The sequence below is a fragment of the Rhizobium flavescens genome (assembly GCF_011319365.1).
Map to the genome: position 1 here is coordinate 1 of NZ_WXZP01000004.1, position 23,095 is coordinate 23,095.

The window sequence follows — 23,095 nt, forward strand, 5'->3', positions numbered from 1 at the left end:
TGAGCAAACGGCAGCTTTTCGGCGGCAATTGGTACTGCGACAACACCAATACCTGGCAGTATATCGACGAAACCACGCTTCCGACACTGGAGCGAGACATGGTTCCGCTCGTCATGGGCGGCGCGTTCTTCGAGCTGGAGACGCCGGCCGGCATCAAGGCGCTGACCTGCGAACAAGGCGTCAATGGCGAGCCCGAGGAGCTGCGCGTCCATTTCGGCCGCGACCCCGGCGATTGGACCACGCTGCGCCACTACCAGCGACTGATCGATATTTTCCCTGCCGACGCCAACCCGGCTGGCCAGCCCACGACGCCGACGCCGGCGAAGTCGATCGGCCGCATCGTATTCCTCAAGGGGTTGCTGACATCGTATCAGCCCTCGGCGGTCAAGGGGCTTAAGGCGACTGGCACCACACGTCTGCGCTGGCAGTCGATCGTGCTCTATCACGACATCGTCGACGGCCGGACGGTTCACAAGTTCGATGCGCAGAACAACACATTGATCATTAACGGCGTGAACTACACCGCCGAACACAACCGTCTGCTCGCCATTAACGGCTGATCGGCCGCTAAGTCGTGAAACCCTAAGGCCGGCCGTCTGAGCCGGCCTCTCGCAGTTCAAGAGGAGAGACCTGTGGCAACCGCCTTCATCGAAACCCCGAATTCTTCGTCCGACCCGTCTGACATGGTCACCGAGGAAATCTTCGTGCCAGACATCTTGCCCCCCAGCGAAACCTCGGATGCAGCGCCGGCGTCCACCTCTGCGCCGTCCCCAAAGCTGAATTCGCAAGAACCCGCGCCGATCGCAGAGCTGGACTTCCTGTCAAACGAGCACCGCAAGGTTATCCCTCTTCGGTATCCTTTTCGGTACCAAGGCGCAGAGGCCGTGAGATCGCGGTGCGCCGCCTACGCATAGGTGATGTCGATCGGTTCATTCAACGCGCTCGCCAAGGCGGTTTCTCGACCTTCGATGTCTATGCGGAGATGGCAGGGTATCCTGCTGCCGTTCTCAGGGGGTTGGTCGACGAGGACGGCGATGCGATCGTTGATGCGTGCTTCGATTTTTTGCCCCAAGCACTGCGGCCGGCGCCCGCGCCTCCGGCGAGCTGAAACATTGGCGCAGCTACGCCGCTCGCGTAGCTGCTTATCTTCATACGCCAATCCCAGCCGTCATGGAGATGTGGTGGGACGAACTCATGCTCTGGTACGAGGAGGCTCGTGCCGTTCATCTCGAAACCTTTGGTGTGCTGCTCGGCATGAGAGGAAGCGGTCATGACTAATATGGATGTCTCGCTTCGTCTGCGGTTGGAAAACCATCTTTCCCGCGAGGCAAAAGTTGCTGAACGCGATCTGAAGGAACTAGGCGACGCCGCGCGCAAGCTTGGCACGGGGCGCTCTAACCAGCTCGGCCGCGACATTGCCCAGATCAGAACCGAAGCGAACAGGAGCGAAAGCGCTCTTTCCAAGCTCGACAAGAGTGCGCGCCAACTCAATTCCATCAACACCAATGCAGCTGAGCGGGAAATCAACAGCCTGGGAACGGCGGCTGTCCAAGCGCGAGAGAAAATCCACAGCGTCGGGACCAGGCTGAGAAACATCGCCAGGGAAGACGGCGGCAAGCTTGATCAGTTGGGCGGCCGATTTGATAGGCTCGACAAGCCGGCGTCGTCTCTGAACTCGACAATGGGATTGCTCGCCGCCTCTGCTCATGGGGCCTTCGCAGGGCTGATGGCCTTTGCGTCGGTCGACAATGTCATTCGCGGCCTTGAACAGATGAGCGACAAATTTCGTGAACTGAACCGCGACGTTATGGACGTGGCGATTACTTTGGAAATGGCGACGCCCGAAGCGGTAGCCAAGATTACAAGCTCCAACGAACGCCTTGGTATTCGCTATGGTCGCAATCTGAGCGAAGTGAACGAAACCCGTAAACAATACGCGGCTTCGGGCATTGGCCTCGACAGCCAAGAGGCAATTCTCGATCCCACACTGAAGGCGGCAATGACCTATAAGACGCCCGGCGAAACGATCGCCTCGGCGCTTATTGCTGCGAAGCAGAACCTGAAGGTCAAGGACAGCGAAGTGCCAATGGCCATCGATATGATGGCAAAAGGTGCCAAGCTCGGGAATTTCGAAGTCGGTGCGATGGCCAAGAACTTTCCGGCCCTCGGTGCCTACATGGCCGGCACCGGGCGAACGGGCTTGGACGGTTGGGCGGAACTGATTGCAATGAGCCAGATTGCCCGAACGACATCGGGAAGCGAGGATGAGGCTGCCAACAATCTACGTAATTGGCTCTCGAAATTGTCTGCCCGCGAAACGACCGACAATTTCAAAAAGAAGGGCGTCAACCTCGAAAAGTTGAAAGCAAAGGCGCAAAAGGACGGAAAGTCTTATCCGCTCGCCGTCATGGACGAGGTGATGCGTGTAACTGGTGGTAATGAGTTCCGCATCAATGAACTCTTTGCCGACCAGCAGGCTTATCAAGCGCTGAAACCGCTTCTCGACAATCGCGCCAAGTTCGACGAATTCCTCAACGATATTTTGAACAACAGCAAAGGTGGGCTTGACGCAGACGCCAAAGCCGCTGCGAAGACACCGTACGAAAAGGCCGCTCGAAGGTCCGCCGCTGTCGAAGCCACCGGCGCCAAGGTGGGCGAAGCCTACGACCGGGCCGTTTCACCGTGGTACGACCGCATCGTGCGCATGATCAATCCTGAGTACGACCGCCAGCGCACAATCGAAGACGAACCGGAGTTGCTGAAACAATCGTCGGGTGAACGCCTTCGCGTCGAAAACGAAATTCTGCGCCTGCAGGGGCAACAGCGCGAAATGGGCGACGGCGGCCAAGCCCTCGGGCCGCAGATCAACCGTCTCAAAGCCCAGCTGCAGACGCTTGTCGAGGAAGAGGCCGCCATCGTCGAAAACGCCAGGAAGGCGGCCGAGGCCGACCAGCCTGTCAGCTCGGGCAACGACGGCGACTTGGGAAAAACCACCGGCGAAATACCTCTGCCCGGCGCACGCCCTGGTCCGGTCCCGATTGGGCGGCCGATCGAGCAGAAGTTGGGGAGCGACATGTCCGGGTCCGCCGAAAAGGCAATGCAGGGCTACAACGAGCGCCTGGCGATCGAGGGCGATCGCGCCGTCTCGATCGCGGCCGAAAAAGCCGCCGCAATGCAGAAGCTTCTCAACTTCACAGCCCAGCCGACAATCGCGCCGACCTTTCTCCCGCCCAGCGGACCGCCGGCGGGCGTGGCTCCTCCGACAGGCACGCCCGGCAAGCAATCGTCGCTGCAGAACAATACCGGTGTGAAGCTCACCCAGAACATCAGCTCGCCGAACAGCCGCGTTGCCGCCCTCCGCGCCCAGCGGGAAGCAAACCGCAGCGTCCGCATGGCGCAGGCCCGCGCGCTCGGCGATCTTGGCCCGAGGACAGCATGAGCGTTTTCGATCCCGTTGGCCCACTCGTCTCGATCGGCGGCGCCGTCCTCTACACGATCGGCGGCCTTAATCCGCAACGCATCTCGCATGCGTCCGAGGCCCGATTTCCAGCGCATGCGATCCCCAGCGGATTGAGCTATCAGAAGACTGGCCTTGGCGAGCGTTCGAAGACGATCGAGGCCCAGACCATGCCGCATGTCATGGGCGGAATGGACGCATTCGCGATGCTGCAGCTTCACCATGTTCAGCAGAACACCGTCCCCTTCATCCGCATGTCGAAAAACTTCCTCGCCCTGGCGGACGGGTACTGCGTTATCCAGACGCTCGAATACGACGAGGACAAGCTCCATCCTTATGACGGCGTCGGCCGCATCGTCGACGTCACGGTCGGTCTCATCATGTTGCCCGCAACCTCCGTGCTGTCGAGCGCCGGAATATTCAGAGGCTCCCGATGAAGGCGCTCGTAAAATACGGCGGAGAGCGGATAGATCGCATCGCCCGCGCGCTGCTCGGCACAGAGCAAGACGGCGCCGTGACGGCTGTTCTCAAGGCCAACCCTGGACTTGCTGCCAAGATGGTCAACGGCGTGGTGCCTGAGGGAACCGAGGTCGAGGCTCCGGCGGATTTCTCGCCACCGGCGTCGGCTGACATCCTGCTGGCGTGGGAGTGATCATGCGCCAGCCAATCGTTCAGGTTTTCGGCCAGAGTGGCGCTGACCTCGTCCCGGGTTGGGGCGAAGCGCTGATCAGCGTGCGTTATACCGACGTCGACGGCGGCGACAGTGACGAACTCGAAATCACCTATGCCGTCAGCCCGCCATTCCAGGATAGCCCGGCCGAAGGGACGCAATACCGATTGATCTATGGCTGGGATAAATCGGCCCTCCGCGATGCCGGCCTCTTCACCTATCAGTCCGACACTCTCGGCGGCGATCCCGAGAGCGGCTACACGCTGACGATCACAGCGCGGGCCAGCGATTTCGTCGATGCCGACAAGACGGTCGATAGCGAGCATTTCGACCAGATGACCGTGGGCGCCATCATCCGCAAGGTCGCGAAAGACGCCGGCCGCGAAGCGATCGTTGACCCGTCGATCGCCAACATCAAGGTCGATTATCGTCTGCGCCACCAGCAATCCTCGCTCGGCTTCGCAAAGGAACTGGCAGAGGAATTCGGCGGCACGCTGAAGCCGGCCAACGGCAAATGGCTGGTACCCAAGCGCAACGCGGGCACCACGGCCGGCGGCAAGACCATGCCGACGATTGTGATCCCATTCCGTGAGAACCAATCCTTTTCGATCACCAGCGAAGCCAAGGGCAAATACAAGGGCATCGGCGCCGGCTTTTTCGATCCTTTGAAGGGCGTTCAAGACCTCTTCGAGGGCACCTCGATCGGCAGCGCCGCACGGTATTTCAATCTACATCCGGCGCGGACGAAGGACGAGGCTGAATATGCCGGCAAAGCCCAGGGTGCGGAACAGGCGCGCGCCAGCGTGACAGGCTCTTTCGAGGCGGACGGCGATATCACCGCCATGGCGGGCGCGCCGGTGAAGCTATCAGGGTTCGGAGCGAGCCGCGATGCCGCCGACCTGGTCGCCGCGTCAATCCAGCACACCATCACGTTCGAGGATGACGGCGGCTGGACAATGAGCGTCGAGGTAGAAAACCGCAAGACAGGCTGAGCCCGATCTGCTTGGGTGGCGGTCACGGATGTTTAACTATGGTACGGTTAGGAATATTCTCCCGAAAGAGAGGTGATTTGCGATGGCCGAACTGACCAAGATCGAATGGACGGATCGTACGTTCAACCCTTGGACGGGATGCACAAAGATCAGCCCCGGCTGTGACAATTGCTATGCTGAGGGGTGGTCCAAGCGATCCGGCCACGTAAAATGGGGAAACAATCCGCGAAAGCGGACAACGGACGCCTATTGGAAAGCACCGCTGACATGGCAGTCGCAGGCCTCAGCGTTCTTTAATGAAAATGGTCGGCGCCAGCGTGTGTTCTGTGCTTCGCTTGCAGATGTCTTCGACAATCAGGTTGATCCCCAATGGCGTCGGGACCTCTTTCATCTCATCCGCGAAACCCCGGACCTCGATTGGCAATTGCTGACAAAGCGACCGCAGCAAATCCGAAAAATGCTGCCTGACGATTGGGGCGCTGACGGCTATACTAACGTATGGCTAGGCTTTACGGCTGAGGACCAACTGCGATTTGATCAGCGAAAGTCCTTCATGCATTCTATTCCAGCCAGGGTTTGGTTCGTAAGCTATGAGCCCGCAATCGGTCCACTTCGCATTGCCGCAGATGACCCCAAACCAAACTGGTTGATCATTGGCGGAGAAAGCGGCGGTGGCGCAAGGCCGATGGACGCTCGTTGGGTCGACGACGCATTGGAGGATTGCGAGACGTACAAAATCGCGGCCTTCTTTAAGCAATGGGGCAACTACGCCAACAACCCGTTAACTGGAAGCCCTTCCATGAGCCGGCTTGAGCAAAAGCAGGCTGATCCCTTTGGAAAGGGTGGCGGTTTGGTAGCTGGATCACTCGTGAGGGACTTCCCCTTGGGATTGCGCCGGTCCGGTTGACAACTACAAGCATTGGGAGTGGCATATGCCATGACCAGTGATTCTCTATTTCATGATCTGCCAGAACAAATGGCGCCTGTATCCATCATGCAGGCAGGCGTTGATCCGGTGTGGACAGAGCACAAAGCGAAGCTCATTGCCCGCTATCTTCGTTACTTCGTCTTCATCACCAAACACGGCTGTTATGTTGATGGGTTCGCCGGCCCGAAGAACCGAATGTTACCCGATAGCTGGGCGGCCGAACTGGTCCTCAATTCGGAGCCACGGTTTCTCAAACAGTTTTTTCTGTGTGATGCGAACGCTGAACAGGTTCAGGCACTTCAATCGCTGGTGTCCAGCCAACCGTCTGCGCCCAAACGTCACTTTGACGTCCTACTAGGCGACTTTAATGCTAGCGTGGATAGGATCTTGGCCAGCGGCGTTATCGGTGAAAAGACCGCCACCTTCTGTTTACTTGATCAGTTCAGTTGCGAGTGTCATTGGGACACTGTGAGGAAGCTCGCCCTACACAAGGGAGAAGGTGCGAATAAGATCGAACAGTTCTACTTCCTCGCCACAGGATGGCTCGGACGATCACTGTCAGGCTTTAAGGTAGGAAACCCGATCCCTGACAGATGGTGGGGAAATAATGGTTGGTCGCAGCTTAGAGGACTAAGCGGTGATTTAATTGCCGTCCGAATGGCTGAGCGTTTCAGGGATGAACTCGGCTACCGGTACGTCCGTCCGTGGCCAATCTACCAGCGGGAAAAAGGGAAAGGCCGCGTCATGTTTCATATGATCCATGCGAGTGACCATCCAGAGGCCCACAAGCTCATGAAACGAGCCTATAAGCATGTGCTTGACGTTCCCGAGAGTGAAGATCAGCTAGACCTCGAACTCAGCGAACGCAGCACCTAAGATTTACTCGATGGCGTTCTGAACGAATTAGCACTGTTTGACACCCGCTTTGATTCGCCTTCGAAGGGGCTTTGACAGCATTGCTGGAATTTCGAGAATTCCGAATTGCGGTGTCAAAATTCCGAAAATTCGCGTCACGCTACATCCCGATTTTATACCGAAATGGCGGATTAGGGAGAATATAAATGCGAACCCAGAAAGTGTGTGGAATATCAGTATTTTACGAGCATCAATATGTAAGCTTGGTTCCGCTCAGTCGCATGAACAGAAGATAATCGCGATGCATTCAAACGGAGCTCCCGCATATGGTATCTCCAAGACACTCGGTGTCGGAAAGTCTTCAGTTTGGCGAATTTTAGCGTCTGCGAAAGCACGGCGGAACGCAGAATGTGAGAACTAGAACGGATCGTCGGCGACCCCGATTTCTGGCGTCGCGCCATTGAAGTCGGGGCTTCCTCCGAGAATCTTGCATCGGGAAGGACATGGGCCGGTCGCGTGGCGGGGCAAAGGCCACAGCGGCGTCCCAAATGTAGCGACGCTCATGAAAACCGTGAGTATCGATTGTTTGATAAAATAAGAAACCTTGTTTGCACGAAATCGCTTAGATATGGTTCGCTACCCTGAGTATACAGACGCATCATGGATAGCTATCTTGAAATCGCCCAAACGGTTCTGAATGCATCGCGACGCCCGATGACGGCGAAGGGCATCCTCGATGCTGCCTATAAGGCGCGACTTGTCCCAAAACATCTTTACGGGAAAACACAGGCAAAAACTTTACAGGCGCGCCTGAGCACTGACATTCTTAATCACAGATCGACGTCGGCATTTTTCCGTACTGAGCCGGGAGTTTTTTTCCTTACAGCGCTTATCGCCGACCCTGAGATACCGCAGAAATTCAAAGAGCGTTTTGCCGCTCGAAGGCGTACAAGAGACCTACACCAAGGGCCAGCTCTGGCAATCGACCGGAGTTTCGTCGAGGGTTGCAACCCAAAACTTCTCGCTGATTGGACACTTTTCATACGGTCTGCGGAGGTCGCGAACGCCTTACACTACGCAAGTTCCGACGAGAAATCGAACATGTTAGTGGTCTGGACTTTCTCGATCGTCCGGCGGGGCTACGACGTATTGTCCTATCGTCTTGGACGCTATCGAGACGACCACGATACCTTCGCGAACAAGCGAACGATTGGCTTTCCGGGTATCGTTAGCCTCTTCGACTGTACGCTTTTCTCGGATGGAGATTACGGCGCTAGCGAAAATGCTCTCGAAGCGATCCTTTCTGACCTGGATATCTCTGCAATCGCCGTCCATGGAGGTGCGATCTCACGCCCTAAGCCGTTGCGGGCTCTGAAAGTTGATCGTGACGGCCACGACAGCGCATTGTTGGTCGTGATGGACTGGACGTGTCCCGAGTGGTTCGAGCCGACGACGCGTCGCCTATCCATCAATGATCCCAGCTGGATGGATACGCGAGTAAAGCCGAATAATCTTGAAGACTTCGAGCCTTGGACACTGGCCGCGCTGGACGCTGTCGCAAGCATTGGTAACCGCGCCTAGTGTCACCAGTTATCTCAGCCGGGAAAACGGCATTCCTCAAATACGAGATCGAAAGTGGAAGTCCACGGCGTAAGAAGACTGCGCTACAGGACATTTCAAGGCTGTATCGAAGTAAATATTATCTGAAGCCAGATGGACGAGCTGCGTTTGAGCAGCTCATATGCGGAATAGTTCTTTCACATCAAGACGATAAGGTCGTCAGATGGTGTTTAAACGCTTTGGCGCAACTCGGGACCCGTACAGGATCAACGAAATATGTCGAACTTGCTTTGAAGGCGAATGAGGGTAAGCCAGAAATAGTTGCTTCCGCGGTGGCGGCGCTTTCAAAAATGTACAACGGTCGGCTCAATGAGGTGGACTGCCTTAGTTCTATTGACCCGGAAATCAGGGTTCTCGCTGCGATGCAGGTGACAGAGCCTTCGAAGCTCGACCTTTCAGGGCTTCAGATTAAAATCGATACCGCCGATCCCCAAGTCCTAAAACTCGCGCTAATCACCGTGGGACTTAATCGCGATGTCGAAAACCTTTTTGATCCAAAGCACAGTAATGGTCAGATCGTGAAGGCGCTTGGACAATATCCCGATGACATCGTCCGGCAGTATTGTGTTTGGTCGGTAATCGAGAACGAACGTTTATCAATCGCTGACCTGGGGATATCTTTTGATACCCTTGAGGATGAGGCTCCGAATGTGCAGGCAAAGCTCCTTCAACTGGGAGCTGAACAGATAAAGGACCCTAGAGAGCGGCATGATGTGATTTATCGCGGCTCGTTTATAGAGAATGCGGAGGCTCGTTGCGGACTGGCGAAAGGGCTTTTAGCCAACTACTATGATGGGCTCGAGGAGGTCACGATCAACTGGTTCGGCACTGAGGACAGTCGCGAGGTGAAAGGCCTTCTAGCGGAACACATCGCTCGATTCTCAGATGAATGCCCACCCTATTCGGACAAAGCGCTGGCGATCGTGGACGAGGAACCTGATCTTCGGGACCGCGTATTTCTCGGGGCGGAGCAGACCTCGCTTTATGGGCTATTGAAGGCAAATGAATCCTCAAACGGAACAATGGACCTATTTCAGAATGGTTCCGATCTCGAGGCAGTGCTGCGTGGCTCACCGCTTATCAAGAAGGAACGCAAAGTGATCAAGGCTCTCATGCTTGCCTCGTCGCCAACCGACCAGCAGCCTCTTCGTCTGGACACCGAGGCGCGTGATCTGCGCGAACAATTGAAGTTGGTGCAAGAGCCGACGGTGGATGTCCTGCTAGAAAATCGGTGGGCGGTACGTTCAAACCAACTCCAGATGGAAGTGATGAACGCAAAGCCGCAAATATTGCACTTCAGCGGCCATGGCGATCATGGGCTATTGATTTTTGAAGATGTCGGCGGAAAAACCACGGAAGTTTCCGGGGAAGCGATTGCTGAGTTGGTAGAACTCAATAGAAGTATCGAGTGCCTGCTCCTGAATGCATGTTATTCGGAGAGCGTTGCACGTCTTGCGGCCCCATATCTAAAAGCAGTTATCGGTTGCAACAGCGAGATTGGTGACGAAGCGGCGGTCGCCTTCACGCGGTCATTCTACCGAGCGCTAGCGCACGGGGAGCCCTACGATCGAGCATTCCGGCATGCCAAAAACGAGGTCCGCATCAATTCCGGAAGCGGAGAGGCCGACAGATATGTGATGTTACCATAATTTAGGGGAAACTTTGACCCAGTGACTCCATCGATCAAATGCAATGATTGGCTATGAAACATGGCGTTAGAAGTCGCAATCTCCGTCGTCTGTCCCTGCCCGCCTAGCCTATGACATATAACGATCCTCATCCCGCAAAACGACGTGGTTTGGTCGGCCTTCGGCGATCACGCTGACAGGATCGCGGGCTTGACCTTGCGATCTTGATCTAGCTGTAAATGTGAGATTCTCTCGACGGTCCCGATCTGTGACGACGGCTGTTAACACGATACACAGCGAGGATGGATCGAACCATAGATTTCGGTATATCGACTTCGCAAGACTCGCGCCACAATGTCCTCAGTGCTAGTTGTCTTTGGACATTATATTCGGTGTTGCTTGGAGGGGTCCGTGGAACTGAAAAGTGTACGCATCAAGAATTTCCGTTCCGTCGAGGACTCAGGCGAGTTTACCGTTGAACATCTCACGTGCCTCGTCGGCAAGAATGAAGCAGGCAAGACCGCTATTCTTCAAGCGATAGCAGGCCTCAATCCCCACCCTGCAACGCCGTTTGGGTATGAACTTGAACGCGATTACCCGAAGCGTTATCTGGCTCGGTACAAGGAACGGCACGAGGGCAAACAAGCCGAAGTTATTCGCTCGGTCTGGGAGCTTAGCGAGGAAGAAAGAGATGAACTGAAGGGTGAATTTGGTCCAGACGCGGTCACAGGCACAACGATAACGGTCTCTCGCTACTACAACTCGACCGGCACGGTTTGGACTCTCCCGATCGATGAGGAAAAGGCAATAGCTTTCCTAGTCTCTCAGCGTGGCTTTTCAGCTGCCGAGAAGAGTCAGGTTGGCAGCCCGAAGACGATTAGGGAGCTTATCGCTAAGCTTACCGAGCTTGAGGCGAACACCAAACACAAGACGTTTCTCGATCTTGTCAACGCCTACCCGTACAAGTCGATCTATTCTAGGGCGCGAGAGATTCTCGAGCCGCACTTTCCCCAATTCATGTATTTTTCAAACTACGACCGCATGAATGCGATGGTGCATTTACCATCGCTTAACGCCTGGGCGAACGACAAAACGCTTTTCAGCAATGATCTATACCGAGGCGATAGGCTTTTCTGGGAATTCCTCGAGTACTCGGGTGTGCCCCTGTCTGAGATTTTGGGTACGACGACGTTCGAGAGCTTCAACGCAAAATTGCAGGCTGCATCTAACGTTTTAACGGAAGAAATCCTGGAATACTGGACCCAGAACCAAGACATTGAGATACGTGTGAGCGTTGCCGAGGGCCTCCCCGGCGATCCAGCACCCTTCAACTCCGGAGCCGTTGGCCGTGCCCGTATCTATAATCTTCTCCACAAGGCGGACACGTCGTTCTCGGAGAGGAGCGCCGGCTTTACCTGGTTCTTCTCATTCCTCATAAAGTTTGACCGTGTGAAGAAGGACGCCACGGGTAATGTCTTCCTGCTCCTCGACGAGCCGGGTTTAACGCTCCACGGCTTGGCCCAAGCCGATCTGCTGCGATATTTCACCGAAAAGCTCGAGCCGCACCACCAGATCATTTACTCGACACACTCCCCCTTTATGGTGCCACACGACAACATTATGGCCTCGAGAATTGTTGAGGACCTTGTGGAAGTCGATGGGCGTGGACGGCGTACGCCTACTGGCACGATGGTACGTGAAGACGTGCTCAAAGCCGAAAAGGATTCTGTGTTTCCCCTTCAGGGAGCGCTTGGCTACTCGCTGACCCAGTCGCTCTTCATCGGAAAGCACACCGTGCTCGTTGAAGGACCGGGCGACATTCTCTATCTACAAGCGCTCTCGGCTGAGCTAATCCGCCGCCAGCGTACCGGTCTCAATCCTAAATGGGTTATGTGCCCAGCTGGCGGAATCGATAAAATTCAATCGTTTGTGTCTCTCTTCGCAGGCAATAGCCTCGATGTGGTAGCGCTTTCCGACTATACCAAAAAAGACAAGAACAAGCTTGAAAACCTCAGGAAATCTGAGGTCATCAAGGACGGCGGGGTGTTGTCGATCGCTGACTTCGTGACCCAAGAGGAGGCCGATATCGAAGACCTCTTTGATCCGCAGCTGTTCTGTACAATCGTCAATGGTACCTATGAACTGAAAGGCAAGCAGGCGCTTGATCCAGGAAAACTCATCGCCGCTGACGAGAACACCCAGCGTCAGGTGAAGAAGGCAGAGGCGTACTTCAATGTGCTTCCTGAGCCGGCACCGCTTTATAGTCACTTCACCCCAGCTTCCTGGTTGCTAATGCACCCCGAGACGCTCGCCGGGGGTGCAGAGCCGGTTCTGGAGACGCTTAAACGCGCGGAGACGCTTTTTGAAGCTCTCAACGGACTGATCGCAAAGTAGCTTGGTATTTCCTAGATCACGGTTGTCCGCATGCTGCCACCCGCGACCGTGAGAATGTGATGGCCGAGGAGCTGAATGTTTGCTTTGAGCCAACAACAGCAGTTATCCTATCATCGTGTACCGCCATTTTTAAAGCAGATAACTAGGGGCTGTATGTGCCTGGTGAAGGATTGACACGCCTAAAATATCCATTATTCTGGATATATGGAAAATAATACGGCAATCACTGCGCTTGGAGCGCTTGCACAGACAACGAGGCTCGACACCTTCAGGCTTCTGGTCCGACACGAACCAGACGGCGTCCCGGCGGGCGAGCTTGCGAGGATGCTTGATGTCCCGCAGAACACCATGTCGGCGCATCTCGCGACCCTGTCACGGGCGGGCCTCGTTAAAAGCGAGCGCCAGAGCCGTTCGATCATCTACCGGGCCGATCTGGACGGCCTACGCGATCTGACCCTTTTTCTCCTCAAGGACTGCTGCGGCGGTTCAGCGGAGTTGTGCGCACCGCTCATTGCCGAACTGACCCCGTGTTGCGGACCCAAGGCGATATCGTCATGAGCATCGAGCTGGTTCCTGTTTCCGGAAGCGATGCTGAATTCAAGGATGCCCTTGTCCGTGCCGGACTGCCGACGGCAGACGTCGAAGACGAAGGGCGCTCTTTCTTCCGCGCCGTGACGTCTAACGGAGACACTGTCGGATACTCCGGATTGGAAGCATGCGGCGACGACGTCCTCTTGAGGTCACTCGTCGTTCTTGAAAGCTTCCGCGGCAGGGGCTTCGGTCGGACGCTTGCGGAAGCCACCGTGGAAAAGGCCGGTAGAGATGTCGGCGTCTTTCTGGCAACGACGAGCGCGGCTCCCCTTTTCGAGCGCCTCGGCTTCGGCCTGATCGACAGACGCGATGTTCCAGCCGCCGTACTTTCCACCCGCCAGCTTTCGGGCATCTGCCCGGCGTCGGCCACCATCATGAAGCTCAACAGGCCACCGACCTAGCAACGGATCACGACCATGACCGATAAAACCTACAACGTGCTCTTCCTGTGCACGGGCAATTCCGCACGTTCAATTCTCGCCGAATCCATCCTCAACAAGGAGGGCGGCGGGCGTTTCACGGCGTACTCGGCGGGTAGCCAACCCAAAGGAGAAGTGAACCCGCACGCGCTTCGGGAGCTTTCCGCCCTCGGCTACGCCTCGACGGGCTTCTCGTCGAAAAGCTGGGATGTCTTCGCCGAGCCGAACGCACCAGAGATGGATTTCATCTTCACCGTCTGCGACAGCGCCGCGGGCGAAGCATGCCCCGTCTGGATCGGACACCCGATGACCGCTCATTGGGGCGTCGAAGACCCCGCAGCCGTCGCCGGCACGGATGTCGAAATCCAGCGCGCCTTCGCACAGGCGGCCCGCTTCCTCAAGAACCGTATCACCGCCTTCCTTAGCCTGCCGCTCGAGTCCATCGACCGAATGGCGCTCGAAACCAAGCTCCGCCAGATCGGCGCTATGGAAGGTTCGACGCGACCGGACACGAGGACTGCCTGATGTCCACGTTCGAACGTTACCTGACCGTCTGGGTCGCCCTTTGCATTCTCGTCGGGATCGCGCTCGGCCATCTGATGCCCGGTGTCTTCCGGACTGTCGGCGCAGCGGAGATCGCCAAGGTCAACATTCCCGTGGCCGTCCTGATCTGGCTGATGGTCATCCCGATGCTACTCAAGATCGACTTCCGCTCCCTGGCGAAGGTCGGCACCTACTGGCGGGGTATCGGGGTCACGCTTTTCATCAACTGGGCCGTCAAGCCGTTCTCCATGGCGCTCCTCGGGTGGCTCTTCATCGGGTGGTTGTTCAGGCCGTACCTGCCTGCCGACCAGATCGATTCCTACATCGCGGGCCTGATAATCCTTGCCGCTGCTCCGTGTACGGCCATGGTCTTCGTCTGGTCGAACCTGACCCGCGGCGAGCCGCTCTTCACGCTGTCCCAAGTGGCACTGAATGACGCCATCATGATCGTCGCCTTCGCACCTCTCGTCGGTCTGCTTCTCGGTTTGTCGGCCATCACGGTGCCATGGGACACGCTCGCCATCTCGGTCGGGCTCTATATCGTCGTCCCGGTCATCATCGCGCAGGTTCTGCGGAGGAAGCTGACGGCCGACGGCACGAGCGCCCGGCTTGACCGGATGCTTGAGGTGCTTTCGCCGATCTCGCTCGTGTCACTGCTGGCGACCCTCGTGCTGCTGTTTGGCTTCCAGGGCGAGCAGATAATCGCGCAGCCGACAATAATCGCCTTGCTTGCCGTCCCGATCCTGATCCAAGTCTACTTCAATTCCGGCCTGGCCTACGTCCTCAACCGCATGTCGGGCGAACGCCACTGCGTGGCCGGACCCTCGGCGCTGATCGGTGCCTCCAATTTCTTCGAGCTGGCCGTGGCCGCAGCCATCAGCCTGTTCGGATTCCAGTCGGGGGCGGCGCTGGCGACAGTCGTCGGCGTCCTGATCGAAGTCCCGGTGATGCTATCCGTCGTCTGGATCGTGAACCGCTCCAAGGGCTGGTACGAAGCCGCGCCGGCCGTTTCCAGAAACACCGTCTCCGAAAGGACCTGAACATGGACGTCACCATCTACCACAATCCCGCCTGCGGGACGTCGCGCAACACTCTCGATCTGATCCGGCATGCGGGGATCGAGCCGACGGTGATCGAATATCTCAAGACACCGCCGACCCGCGACGAGCTCGTGACGATGATCGCGGAGGCGGGTCTCACTGTCAGGCAGGCGATCCGGGAGAAAGGAACGCCCTACGCGGAGCTTAGTCTCGACAACCCCGACCTGACGGATGACCAGTTGCTTGACGCCATGCTGAAGGACCCGATCCTGATAAACCGCCCGTTCGTCATCACGCCGATTGGTACGCGCTTGTCACGGCCATCCGAGGTCGTGCTCGACATCCTCCCGGCGGAAGCGTTCAAGGGGCCGTTTGCAAAGGAAGACGGCGAGCGTCTTCTCGACGAAGAAGGAAAGCGCATTGTCTGAACCATTGTCCGCCGCATCCATCGACCATCTTCGAAAGCCCGACCTCGAGGCCTTGCGTCCCCAGTTCTCGATGCACAAGCCGCGCATCCTGATCTTGTACGGCTCTCTTCGGGAGGTGTCGTACAGCAGGCTTCTCGCGCACGAGGCACGTCGTCTGCTCGAGTATTTCGAATGCGAGGTCCGCGTCTATGATCCGAAGGGCCTGCCGCTTCCCGACGAAGCGCCAGTCAGCCATCCCAAGGTGCAGGAACTCCGCGAATTGTCCGAGTGGTCTGAGGGCCAGGTATGGGTCAGCCCCGAGCGCCATGGCGCGATGACGGGCATCATGAAATCCCAGATCGACTGGATACCGCTGTCGATCGGATCGGTTCGGCCGACACAGGGCAAGACGCTTGCGGTCATGGAGGTGTCAGGTGGCAGTCAGTCCTTCAATGCCGTAAACCAGATGCGCGTCCTCGGGCGCTGGATGCGGATGATCACCATCCCCAACCAGTCTTCCGTTGCCAAGGCGTTTCAGGAGTTCGACGCCGACGGCCGCATGAAGCCGTCCTCGTACTACGAGCGCGTCGTGGACGTCTGCGAGGAACTGGTCAAGTTCACGATCCTGACACGGGACGCATCGCCATACCTGACGGACCGTTACAGCGAGCGGAGAGAAGCTGCGGCCGAACTCGAGAAGCGGGTTTCCCTCAAGTCGATCTAATCGGTCATTCGGCCGCGACGGGGTGACGACGTGCCTCGATCGCGACCAGGACGAATGCGCCGATGCCAAGTGTCCCGAGCGCGGCGGTCGCGAATAGCGAGAAACCGATACCGATCTGATGCATGGCGGCGGCGAACGCGAAGGGTGCTGCTGCGCCGGCCGCGAGTCTTGCCGCGGCCATGCGCCCCGTAACGGCCCCGTATCCGTCAGACCCGAACAGATACAGAGGGAGGCTGCCTTGCGCGATCGAGTTGATGCCCGAGCCTAAACCGAGGCAGACCGCGAAGGCCACAGCGCCAGGCAGCCATTCCCCGGAAACCCCGAGGATGAAGACGCCGAGTACCATCAGTACGGCGGAAACGACCGCGAGACCGGGCGGCGCGAGGCTCGTGCCGAAGATCATGTTGATCAGGCGGCTCAGGACCTGAGCCGGTCCGAACAGTGAACCGATGACCACCGCCGCGCCGCCAAGCCCGAGCGCGCCCAGCATCGGCACCATGTGGGCAAGGATGGACGCCAGCGTGAAGCCGAGGAGGGCGAAAGCCGCGGATACGACCAGCATCGCGCCTCGACGGCGCTCGACGGGGATCGCCCCGACGACGTGTTGCCTTTCCTTCCGCATCCCCTGCGCGTTGGCGATCCTTCCCGCCCGCATGATCCAGAAGTGCAAGGGCATGCAGAGCGCCAGATTAAGGGCCGCGAAAACGAGATAGATTTCCCGCCATGAGAGATAAGCCGTCAACGCCGCCGAGATCGGCCAGAAGATGCTGGAGGCGAAACCCGCGATCAGCGTGAGATAAGTGATGCTCCTCGGCGCAGTCTTGGGGTCGCTCTCCACGAGGGCGGCGAAGGCAGCCTGGTACTGGACCATGCCCGACGAGACCTCGAGCAGAACAATGGTGAGCGCGAACACGGCGACGGATGGCGACCAGGCACAAAGGGCGAGCGTGGCGGCCGCGATCGCCGAACCGAATGTCATGACCGCGGCCGCACCCCTGCGGTCCAGCTCGCGCCCGATCAGGGGAGCCGTGAGGCCGCCGACGAACAGCGACACGGAGAAGACGGCGAAGACCTGCTCGACGCTGATACCGAAGTCGGAGGCCATGCCCTCGGCGAGAATCGAAAAAGCGTAATAGAGTGTCCCGTATCCGATGATCTGCGTGACCCCGAGCGCCGCGACTATCCCGGTCTGAATGCTGTTATCACGCAACGACGTCGGCTCCGCTCTCGGCACCCGGCGCGCAGCAGGCTTCCACAGAGGTCCTGACTTTCGGATGGCCTGCACAGCAGTCCTCAAGGAGAAACGTCACCAGCGCGGCCAGAGCGTCGTAGTTCGCCGTGTAAACGAGCGACCGCGATTCCCGCCGTTGCGCGATCAGGTTCGCGTGGACAAGGTCCTTGAGATGGAAGCTTAGAGCGGAAGCCGATACACCGAGACGTTGTGCGATTGCCCCGGCTGCCAGACCTTCATGTCCAGCGACAACCAGAGACCTTACGATTCCGAGGCGGGTCTCCTGAGACAGGGCCGAGAAAGAAGACAGGGCTTGACGTTCATCCATGTTTCAATATTCCTTGAATAGTTGAATCAGGAGATAGCGCAGATGAACATGATCGACAAGGCGGTTTCGGCTGACACGGACATCACACTCGGCGATCTTCTCGACAGGATGGCGGAGACGCCGGAACTTCCGCTGGTATTCAGTTACGATGGCCGCCAGATCAAGCCGGGCTATCATGTCACGGAAGTAAAGGCGGGAAAGTTTTCGGCGCTGGACTGTGGTGCCAATCCCGAAGCCTGGTCGGAAATCTTCGTACAGCTATGGGATGTCGAGGAAGGCGAGCGAACGCATATGACTGCGGGAAAGTTTTCGGCGATCGTCCGCAAGGTTTCCGAACACGTTAAACTGGACGCATCGGCAAAGCTGACCTTCGAGGTCAGTGACGGCGTACGCCCGATGCAGCTTTTCTGCGCCGACCAACCCGTGACGGGAAATGGCGCTCTGGCCATAAACCTGATGCCAAGGCCCGCCAGTTGCAAGCCACGTGATCGCTGGTTAGCCCAGAAGCTGGACGACAATGCAGATTGTTGCAGCGACCTAGCAAGCGCACGATGCTGCACGTAGTTCAGAGTTTTTAGAATGGTGCGCGGCATCGCTGGACGTGCCGTATTGAACGGTTTCGCTTGCCCAGAACCTGCAGATCGCACGGTCGGTTCCTACGTCCACGACAGGTCGCGGTAAGCGACGTGTTAATCGCCTTTTTCGCGCGCCTGCTTAACAAGCCTGGTAGCTTCTTCAAGAATCTCGAGTTCGGTAGAGATATGGCTTGGGCCGCCGAACCGCCCCTCGGCGACCAGGGCATCGAACGCGCGCTCGTAGGTCCGACGAATGTCATTCGGTGTTTTATTCACACGCGGCTTGAGATGGGATGTTCCGGAACGCGGTTTCCAGCCTACTTCATCAAGACCCGATCCGAACGAGCGCTCGCCGCCATCTGACTTCCCTTTCTTTGTCTTTCTTCGTTTTGACAAGGTGATGTCTCCCCTAACAGTGGCGGGCTAGATCATGCCCCAGCGCCTCAGCGCTGCATCAACCTCCTTGCGGATGTCATCCTCATGAAGACCGTGCATCACCCGGCGTGCAACTCGCGCCGCATAGTCAGGTCGATCCCCTTCCACTCCCAGGGAATCTTCCCGTGCAGGATGAACCTTCAGGGTATCCTGCACCTCTGCGGCGCTTATGACGCGTGATTCCATCAAAGTTTCGGCGACCGTGTTCAAGGCATCGATCCTCATGTCCAGAATTGTCTTCGCCCTTGTCGATTCCGCGTCGAGAAGTTTGGTAACCGCCTTGCGAAGCCTAAAGTCTCCAGCGCGCAGCCGTGCGAGATCGCGCTCTTCCACCAAATCGATCGCCAGCGTGGCTCCCATCCCGTAACACGCTTCAACCTTGCTCGCGATCGCCGTGGCCCGAGCCAGGTCCGATCGCGGATCGCCTCCAGTCTCTGTGAACTCGCCGAAGATCAAGGATTCCGCTCCGAGCCCCGCGAGATACATGCATATCTGATCGAGAAAGTATGATCGTGTCTTCATCGGAAATGTGGGCGTCCTGAATACCGCGCCGCCCAGATTGTCTACGCCGGTCGCCAAGACCTTATCGTTGATCGATATGCCATGAAGCTCCATTCCGAGTTCGAGACCGACAATCGCATGTCCCGCCTCATGATAGGCGGCGCGCCGCATTTGCTCGGCGGGAAGGTCTATCAATGGAGTGGCGATCGATGCCACGTGTCGGAATTCGAATGGCTGTCCCTGGCGACGTGAGGTTCGACGACCATCTCGAACGAGTTGCTCCAGGTGAGCGCCTGCCATCCCCTGCGTCGAGCGCGCAAACCCATCCTCTTGATCTTCGGGCACGGGGAAGCCGGCATGGAATTGAAATATCTGTCTACGAGTGGCTGCGTCCGGAAGTTGGATAACTAAGTGCTTATCGAGGCGTCCCGGCCGCAGAATCGCGGGATCGATGTATTCCGGATGGTTTGTTGCTCCGACGACAACGATCCCGCGACGGCGTTCGAAGCCATCGAGCAGTTCAAGAAGTCCATTGATGACTTGGCGCGTGTAATCGGCATTGTGACTTCGGTTGGTTGCCCGGCTGCCGACGGCGTCGATCTCGTCGATGAACAGCAACGCCGTCTCTATCGACCGTGCCTCGGCGAAACTGTCGCGCATGGCTTTCAACATGTCGTTCAAATAGCCACAGGCCTGCCACTGTGCAGCGGACGTCACCACGATCGGTATGCGGCATGTCCGCGCAAGGGCTTCGGCGAAGAGTGTCTTCCCGGTTCCAGGTGGTCCTGAGATCAGCGCCCCAATGTCGACGTCATCCCACGCGATCAGACCGGCTTTGAAATCATCGAGGTCGCGCGCGAGCTCGAGACCCCAGTCCTTCGCCGCGCCGAGCCCGCTAAGATCGGCCAGCGTCGGCCCAGTGGAAAGCGGTGCAGCCGTTGGCGCTGGTGGACGATCTATGGTATCCCTCAGTCGGCGCAGCGCCGCTTTGACCGGGCGATTGGGTTGAAACGCGTAGACGAGCCGCGTCCAGGTCTCCGATTTTATCATCTCCTCGTCGGCCGTCGTTACCGCGTGTCCGTATCGACGGAAGGTCGCTTTGATCTGATGTGACGTCGGCGTCGGGATCATTGCGATGACGTCCGCGAACAACCTAAGTTCCTCGTCTACCTCATCCACGCTCGAACAAATCAAAATGCTTTTACCCGCCTCAGCCGCTCGGCGCTGAATTTCCAGTTCCGTCAGTCGATCCCGTTTCGTAGTTTTCAGCGCGCGAACGAATGGTTCGATGTATCCGTTTTGATCGAGAACCTGACGGAGATAGAGGCGACTGGCCGAAACGAAGCTATCCACGGCGTCGACCGCTGGAACCACAACAATGGCAAGGTTCGGTGGTCCCGCGCCCGCGTGATGCCGCAGCGCGGCGACCACCTGACAATAAGCGAGATGGATAGGCACGGTCAGATCGGAAAGATCGGCGGTATTATCCGGAGCCCACAACGACCGACCGCGCATTCTCAGGATTTTATGCTTCGGCGAGTTTGGCAAGATCGATCACCAGATGAGGATTGAACGTTTTCCGCGAAGGCTCGTCGGGGTAACCGAGTGGATTACACACAACCCGTGTTTTCCCTATCCGATAGTCGCTAGGTGTATGGATGTGGCCGTGCACCCACAGGAGCGGCTCATATTCAAGTATTTGGCGCTCGAACCGCGACGCGAAGGAGGGTGTCAGGCCGTCTCTTAGAAACTGCGGCGGTACCGACATCATGCTCGGCGCATGGTGGCTGACGATGACTGTCGGAAGATTTGGCTGGGACCGGTACACGTTGTCGATGTTAATGGTCGCGATCCGGTGCAGGTGCTGGCTTTCCTGCGGTGTGAATTTTTTAAATGGTGTCTTTGAAAGCTTGATTCGCTTAAAGTCGTTCAACTCTTCGCGAGCGATTGCCATTGCCAACCGCGGTTCGCCGTAGAGATCGAAATCTGTCCATAACGTTGCACCGATAAAGCGATAGCCGCCAATTAACACCGAATCTCCGTTCAGCATAAACAGGTCATCGCAACTCTCAGCCAACCGGTAACCGACCTCCAATCCCTCCTTGATAGACCCCCGGTAGTATTCATGATTTCCGGGGACGAACACGACCGGCATCTGGCGAGCCACATAATCGCGTAAAAACAACATACTTGCCGCAACCCCGCCGTCGAAGATGTCGCCCGCACATAAGCAAACATCCGCGTCGGGGATATCCATAAGTTTGAACTCTGGGTCGACCTCGAGGTGCAAGTCGGAGAATATCCAGGCCCTCATCGCGGCCTCGGATAATTATGTTCGCAATACGCCGGTTCGGCTCTCAGCTCATACCAGCGCGAAAAAGTTCCCGCGACACTGTCCTCCTGGTCGGCGTTATACAATTCAACAGAGAACAACGGGTTGCCGTCAACAATCTTCGCATGTAAAGACGGAAGGCCAATAAGGCGGGGGACTGCTCGTGTAGTCACGGACCATTGATCAATGGACGCTGTTGCGACCCCGTTTGCGTCAATGGTTGGCTCCTGTAACTCTACAGCAAGACTTTGTGGTTGATCGATCAACTGAGCGTTGATCATCCCAAACCATCCCAGTGATGGCGCGTGACTCATCTTATTCTCCGTTAAGTGTCATTCGTGGTGAGCGGCCTGTGCTCGGTCAGGCCCACGCACAACCGCCGTCAAGAAGACCGCCCCACCGAATCAAGGAGCCTGTGGTGCCGCCATGCCATGCGACGCCCATGAAGACGTCATAGATGCATTTATATTGATTCTATGAAGCATTAAAAGACTTCAAAAAGGAGAAAATTGACATTTGTAGAGGAAACCGGCCTTACGGTTTCATGACGACGCTATTATTCGCCGATGCCCTCAGGGTGGCCCGAACACTCGCTGGTCTTAGTCAGCGAGAGGCGGCTGCGCGTATTGCCATCACGCAGAAAGCGGTATGGATCGCTGAAAACACAGACGAGCTTGGTAGATCAACAAACATAAGGCTGCGGGCGCTTTATGAAGCGCTGGGCATTGAATTTCTTGGGACGATCGATTTCGCTTCAGGGCGAACGTCAGGACTTGGTGCACGATGGCGAGTGCCAGCGGAGTTACCTGAACACGCACAGAGAGCATCGGAGTTTCGTACGGAGCGAACTGGCGTCGCCTTCGCCGCCGCGAGGTCACTGCTAAATAAAAAGCAATCCGAGATCGCTGGCCTACTGAATATGGCTGAGCGGAAAATCGGGCAGCTCGAGGCAGGCGGGTCTACGGACCAACAGTCATCACATCGTCTGAGATCGTTCTATGAGCGGGAGGGTATTGCCTTTCTTGGATGGGGCGATGTGACCTCCGGCTTGTTCTATGGCGTTGGCGTCCGATGGAGGGATGAGCCTTAGGGCGGAATCTCCGCATGACGAGATCATTTAAGACAATCAGTCACAAAGTCAGAAGAGCTTGAGCTTGAAAAAAATCTTTGAACCCGCGATTGCGCGTGCCGCCAGGGCTTATACCGGCCTTGGACACATAGCATTGGCCCAGAAGGCAAACGTCGCATCGAGAACGATTTATAAGCTTGAGAAAGACGGACGCGTAACAAAAGAGACGCTGGAAAAAATTCTGCAAGTGCTTTTTGAAAACGGTGTGTCGTTGATACGCGACGAGGCTAGTGGCCAAATCTGTGGGCTCAGATTTGCAAAGATACATGATCCGGACGCGGCTACCGCCGAATAGA

At 57.1% G+C, this 23,095-nt stretch carries 25 protein-coding genes; 19 read left to right on the plus strand and 6 right to left on the minus strand.

Annotated elements, in window-relative coordinates:
* Positions 1-560, plus strand: a 560-nt coding sequence (locus tag GTU70_RS00335; RefSeq protein WP_166096742.1) for a phage major tail tube protein, incomplete at its 5' end; no start/stop codon positions are given.
* 344 nt (positions 561-904) lie between these two features.
* On the opposite strand, the gene GTU70_RS00340 is transcribed toward GTU70_RS00335, so the two are convergent.
* The gene (locus GTU70_RS00340) at positions 905-1,072 is read right to left on the minus strand and encodes a hypothetical protein (protein ID WP_166096741.1); all 168 of its coding nucleotides are present in this window, start codon (positions 1,070-1,072) and stop codon (positions 905-907) included.
* A 198-nt stretch (positions 1,073-1,270) separates the two neighbouring features.
* Between GTU70_RS00340 and GTU70_RS00345 the strand changes: the two genes are divergently transcribed.
* From GTU70_RS00345 to arsH, 15 genes are all read left to right on the plus strand, one after another.
* Positions 1,271-3,439 carry a phage tail tape measure protein gene (locus GTU70_RS00345; RefSeq protein ID WP_166096743.1) on the plus strand — a complete coding sequence of 723 codons (2,169 nt, stop codon included), beginning with the start codon at positions 1,271-1,273 and terminating at the stop codon, positions 3,437-3,439.
* Positions 3,436-3,894 (plus strand): hypothetical protein, encoded by a 459-nt coding sequence (locus tag GTU70_RS00350; RefSeq protein WP_166096744.1) that lies wholly within the window; start codon positions 3,436-3,438, stop codon positions 3,892-3,894. The genes GTU70_RS00345 and GTU70_RS00350 overlap by 4 nt, the downstream gene beginning before the upstream one ends.
* Complete coding sequence (locus tag GTU70_RS00355; RefSeq protein ID WP_166096745.1) at positions 3,891-4,109, plus strand: tail protein X; 219 nt, start codon at positions 3,891-3,893, stop codon at positions 4,107-4,109. Before GTU70_RS00350 ends, GTU70_RS00355 begins: the two co-directional genes overlap by 4 nt.
* Positions 4,100-5,119 (plus strand): phage late control D family protein, encoded by a 1,020-nt coding sequence (locus GTU70_RS00360; RefSeq protein ID WP_166096746.1) that lies wholly within the window; start codon positions 4,100-4,102, stop codon positions 5,117-5,119. The genes GTU70_RS00355 and GTU70_RS00360 overlap by 10 nt, the downstream gene beginning before the upstream one ends.
* An 82-nt stretch (positions 5,120-5,201) precedes the next feature.
* Positions 5,202-6,026: a DUF5131 family protein gene (locus tag GTU70_RS00365; RefSeq protein WP_166096747.1), complete on the plus strand. Its 825-nt coding sequence runs from the start codon at positions 5,202-5,204 to the stop codon at positions 6,024-6,026.
* A gap of 30 nt (positions 6,027-6,056) precedes the next feature.
* Entirely contained in the window at positions 6,057-6,923 is an 867-nt protein-coding gene (tcmP, locus tag GTU70_RS00370) for a three-Cys-motif partner protein TcmP (RefSeq protein ID WP_166096748.1), read from the plus strand.
* 639 nt (positions 6,924-7,562) lie between these two features.
* A complete protein-coding gene (locus tag GTU70_RS00375) occupies positions 7,563-8,483 on the plus strand; it encodes a winged helix-turn-helix domain-containing protein (protein ID WP_166096749.1) in 921 nt (306 codons plus the stop codon).
* 218 nt (positions 8,484-8,701) lie between these two features.
* Entirely contained in the window at positions 8,702-10,171 is a 1,470-nt protein-coding gene (locus tag GTU70_RS00380) for a CHAT domain-containing protein (RefSeq protein WP_166096750.1), read from the plus strand.
* 378 nt (positions 10,172-10,549) lie between these two features.
* Positions 10,550-12,544: an AAA family ATPase gene (locus tag GTU70_RS00385; protein ID WP_166096751.1), complete on the plus strand. Its 1,995-nt coding sequence runs from the start codon at positions 10,550-10,552 to the stop codon at positions 12,542-12,544.
* Between the two features lie 204 nt (positions 12,545-12,748).
* Complete coding sequence (locus GTU70_RS00390; protein WP_166096753.1) at positions 12,749-13,102, plus strand: ArsR/SmtB family transcription factor; 354 nt, start codon at positions 12,749-12,751, stop codon at positions 13,100-13,102.
* Positions 13,099-13,536, plus strand: a complete 438-nt coding sequence (gene arsN2, locus GTU70_RS00395; protein ID WP_166096754.1) for an arsenic resistance N-acetyltransferase ArsN2 — start codon at positions 13,099-13,101, stop codon at positions 13,534-13,536. The genes GTU70_RS00390 and arsN2 overlap by 4 nt, the downstream gene beginning before the upstream one ends.
* Before the next feature lie 15 nt (positions 13,537-13,551).
* Positions 13,552-14,079, plus strand: coding sequence for an arsenate reductase ArsC (locus GTU70_RS00400; RefSeq protein ID WP_166096755.1), 528 nt, complete (start codon positions 13,552-13,554; stop codon positions 14,077-14,079).
* The gene (gene arsB, locus GTU70_RS00405; RefSeq protein WP_166096756.1) at positions 14,079-15,137 is read left to right on the plus strand and encodes an ACR3 family arsenite efflux transporter; all 1,059 of its coding nucleotides are present in this window, start codon (positions 14,079-14,081) and stop codon (positions 15,135-15,137) included. The genes GTU70_RS00400 and arsB overlap by 1 nt, the downstream gene beginning before the upstream one ends.
* Positions 15,138-15,139: 2 nt before the next feature.
* Positions 15,140-15,565 carry an arsenate reductase (glutaredoxin) gene (gene arsC, locus GTU70_RS00410; RefSeq protein ID WP_197738780.1) on the plus strand — a complete coding sequence of 142 codons (426 nt, stop codon included), beginning with the start codon at positions 15,140-15,142 and terminating at the stop codon, positions 15,563-15,565.
* Positions 15,510-16,268 carry an arsenical resistance protein ArsH gene (gene arsH, locus GTU70_RS00415; protein WP_407692126.1) on the plus strand — a complete coding sequence of 253 codons (759 nt, stop codon included), beginning with the start codon at positions 15,510-15,512 and terminating at the stop codon, positions 16,266-16,268. The genes arsC and arsH overlap by 56 nt, the downstream gene beginning before the upstream one ends.
* Positions 16,269-16,272: 4 nt before the next feature.
* On the opposite strand, the gene arsK is transcribed toward arsH, so the two are convergent.
* Positions 16,273-17,478, minus strand: coding sequence for an arsenite efflux MFS transporter ArsK (gene arsK, locus GTU70_RS00420; protein WP_166096757.1), 1,206 nt, complete (start codon positions 17,476-17,478; stop codon positions 16,273-16,275).
* Positions 17,471-17,827: an ArsR/SmtB family transcription factor gene (locus tag GTU70_RS00425; protein ID WP_166096759.1), complete on the minus strand. Its 357-nt coding sequence runs from the start codon at positions 17,825-17,827 to the stop codon at positions 17,471-17,473. Before GTU70_RS00425 ends, arsK begins: the two co-directional genes overlap by 8 nt.
* Before the next feature lie 42 nt (positions 17,828-17,869).
* Between GTU70_RS00425 and GTU70_RS00430 the strand changes: the two genes are divergently transcribed.
* Entirely contained in the window at positions 17,870-18,391 is a 522-nt protein-coding gene (locus tag GTU70_RS00430) for a DUF6428 family protein (protein ID WP_166096760.1), read from the plus strand.
* A gap of 125 nt (positions 18,392-18,516) precedes the next feature.
* On the opposite strand, the gene GTU70_RS01150 is transcribed toward GTU70_RS00430, so the two are convergent.
* The 3 genes from GTU70_RS01150 to GTU70_RS00445 form a co-directional block, all read right to left on the minus strand.
* On the minus strand, positions 18,517-18,678 hold the full coding sequence (locus GTU70_RS01150; protein WP_207105402.1) for a hypothetical protein: 162 nt from the start codon (positions 18,676-18,678) through the stop codon (positions 18,517-18,519).
* A gap of 147 nt (positions 18,679-18,825) precedes the next feature.
* The gene (locus GTU70_RS00440; RefSeq protein WP_166096763.1) at positions 18,826-20,886 is read right to left on the minus strand and encodes an AAA family ATPase; all 2,061 of its coding nucleotides are present in this window, start codon (positions 20,884-20,886) and stop codon (positions 18,826-18,828) included.
* Positions 20,864-21,652, minus strand: coding sequence for a metallophosphoesterase (locus tag GTU70_RS00445; RefSeq protein ID WP_166096765.1), 789 nt, complete (start codon positions 21,650-21,652; stop codon positions 20,864-20,866). The genes GTU70_RS00440 and GTU70_RS00445 overlap by 23 nt, the downstream gene beginning before the upstream one ends.
* Before the next feature lie 562 nt (positions 21,653-22,214).
* Between GTU70_RS00445 and GTU70_RS00450 the strand changes: the two genes are divergently transcribed.
* Together GTU70_RS00450 and GTU70_RS00455 are read left to right on the plus strand one after the other, a co-directional pair.
* A complete protein-coding gene (locus tag GTU70_RS00450; protein ID WP_166096767.1) occupies positions 22,215-22,760 on the plus strand; it encodes an XRE family transcriptional regulator in 546 nt (181 codons plus the stop codon).
* 58 nt (positions 22,761-22,818) lie between these two features.
* Positions 22,819-23,094: a helix-turn-helix domain-containing protein gene (locus tag GTU70_RS00455; RefSeq protein WP_166096768.1), complete on the plus strand. Its 276-nt coding sequence runs from the start codon at positions 22,819-22,821 to the stop codon at positions 23,092-23,094.
* Position 23,095: the final 1 nt, after the last annotated feature.

Excerpts from the sequence above, each read along its gene's own strand:
- GTU70_RS00390 (WP_166096753.1), top strand. The coding sequence starts at position 12,749 with ATGGAAAATAATACGGCAATCACTGCGCTTGGAGCGCTTGCACAGACA.
- GTU70_RS00450 (WP_166096767.1), top strand. The coding sequence starts at position 22,215 with ATGACGACGCTATTATTCGCCGATGCCCTCAGGGTGGCCCGAACACTC.
- arsC (WP_197738780.1), top strand. The coding sequence starts at position 15,140 with ATGGACGTCACCATCTACCACAATCCCGCCTGCGGGACGTCGCGCAAC.
- GTU70_RS00350 (WP_166096744.1), top strand. The coding sequence starts at position 3,436 with ATGAGCGTTTTCGATCCCGTTGGCCCACTCGTCTCGATCGGCGGCGCC.
- GTU70_RS00355 (WP_166096745.1), top strand. The coding sequence starts at position 3,891 with ATGAAGGCGCTCGTAAAATACGGCGGAGAGCGGATAGATCGCATCGCC.
- GTU70_RS00375 (WP_166096749.1), top strand. The coding sequence starts at position 7,563 with ATGGATAGCTATCTTGAAATCGCCCAAACGGTTCTGAATGCATCGCGA.
- GTU70_RS00345 (WP_166096743.1), top strand. The coding sequence starts at position 1,271 with ATGACTAATATGGATGTCTCGCTTCGTCTGCGGTTGGAAAACCATCTT.
- tcmP (WP_166096748.1), top strand. The coding sequence starts at position 6,057 with ATGACCAGTGATTCTCTATTTCATGATCTGCCAGAACAAATGGCGCCT.
- GTU70_RS00430 (WP_166096760.1), top strand. The coding sequence starts at position 17,870 with ATGAACATGATCGACAAGGCGGTTTCGGCTGACACGGACATCACACTC.
- GTU70_RS00425 (WP_166096759.1), bottom strand. The coding sequence starts at position 17,827 with ATGGATGAACGTCAAGCCCTGTCTTCTTTCTCGGCCCTGTCTCAGGAG.
- GTU70_RS00400 (WP_166096755.1), top strand. The coding sequence starts at position 13,552 with ATGACCGATAAAACCTACAACGTGCTCTTCCTGTGCACGGGCAATTCC.
- GTU70_RS00365 (WP_166096747.1), top strand. The coding sequence starts at position 5,202 with ATGGCCGAACTGACCAAGATCGAATGGACGGATCGTACGTTCAACCCT.
- arsN2 (WP_166096754.1), top strand. The coding sequence starts at position 13,099 with ATGAGCATCGAGCTGGTTCCTGTTTCCGGAAGCGATGCTGAATTCAAG.
- arsB (WP_166096756.1), top strand. The coding sequence starts at position 14,079 with ATGTCCACGTTCGAACGTTACCTGACCGTCTGGGTCGCCCTTTGCATT.
- GTU70_RS00445 (WP_166096765.1), bottom strand. The coding sequence starts at position 21,652 with ATGAGGGCCTGGATATTCTCCGACTTGCACCTCGAGGTCGACCCAGAG.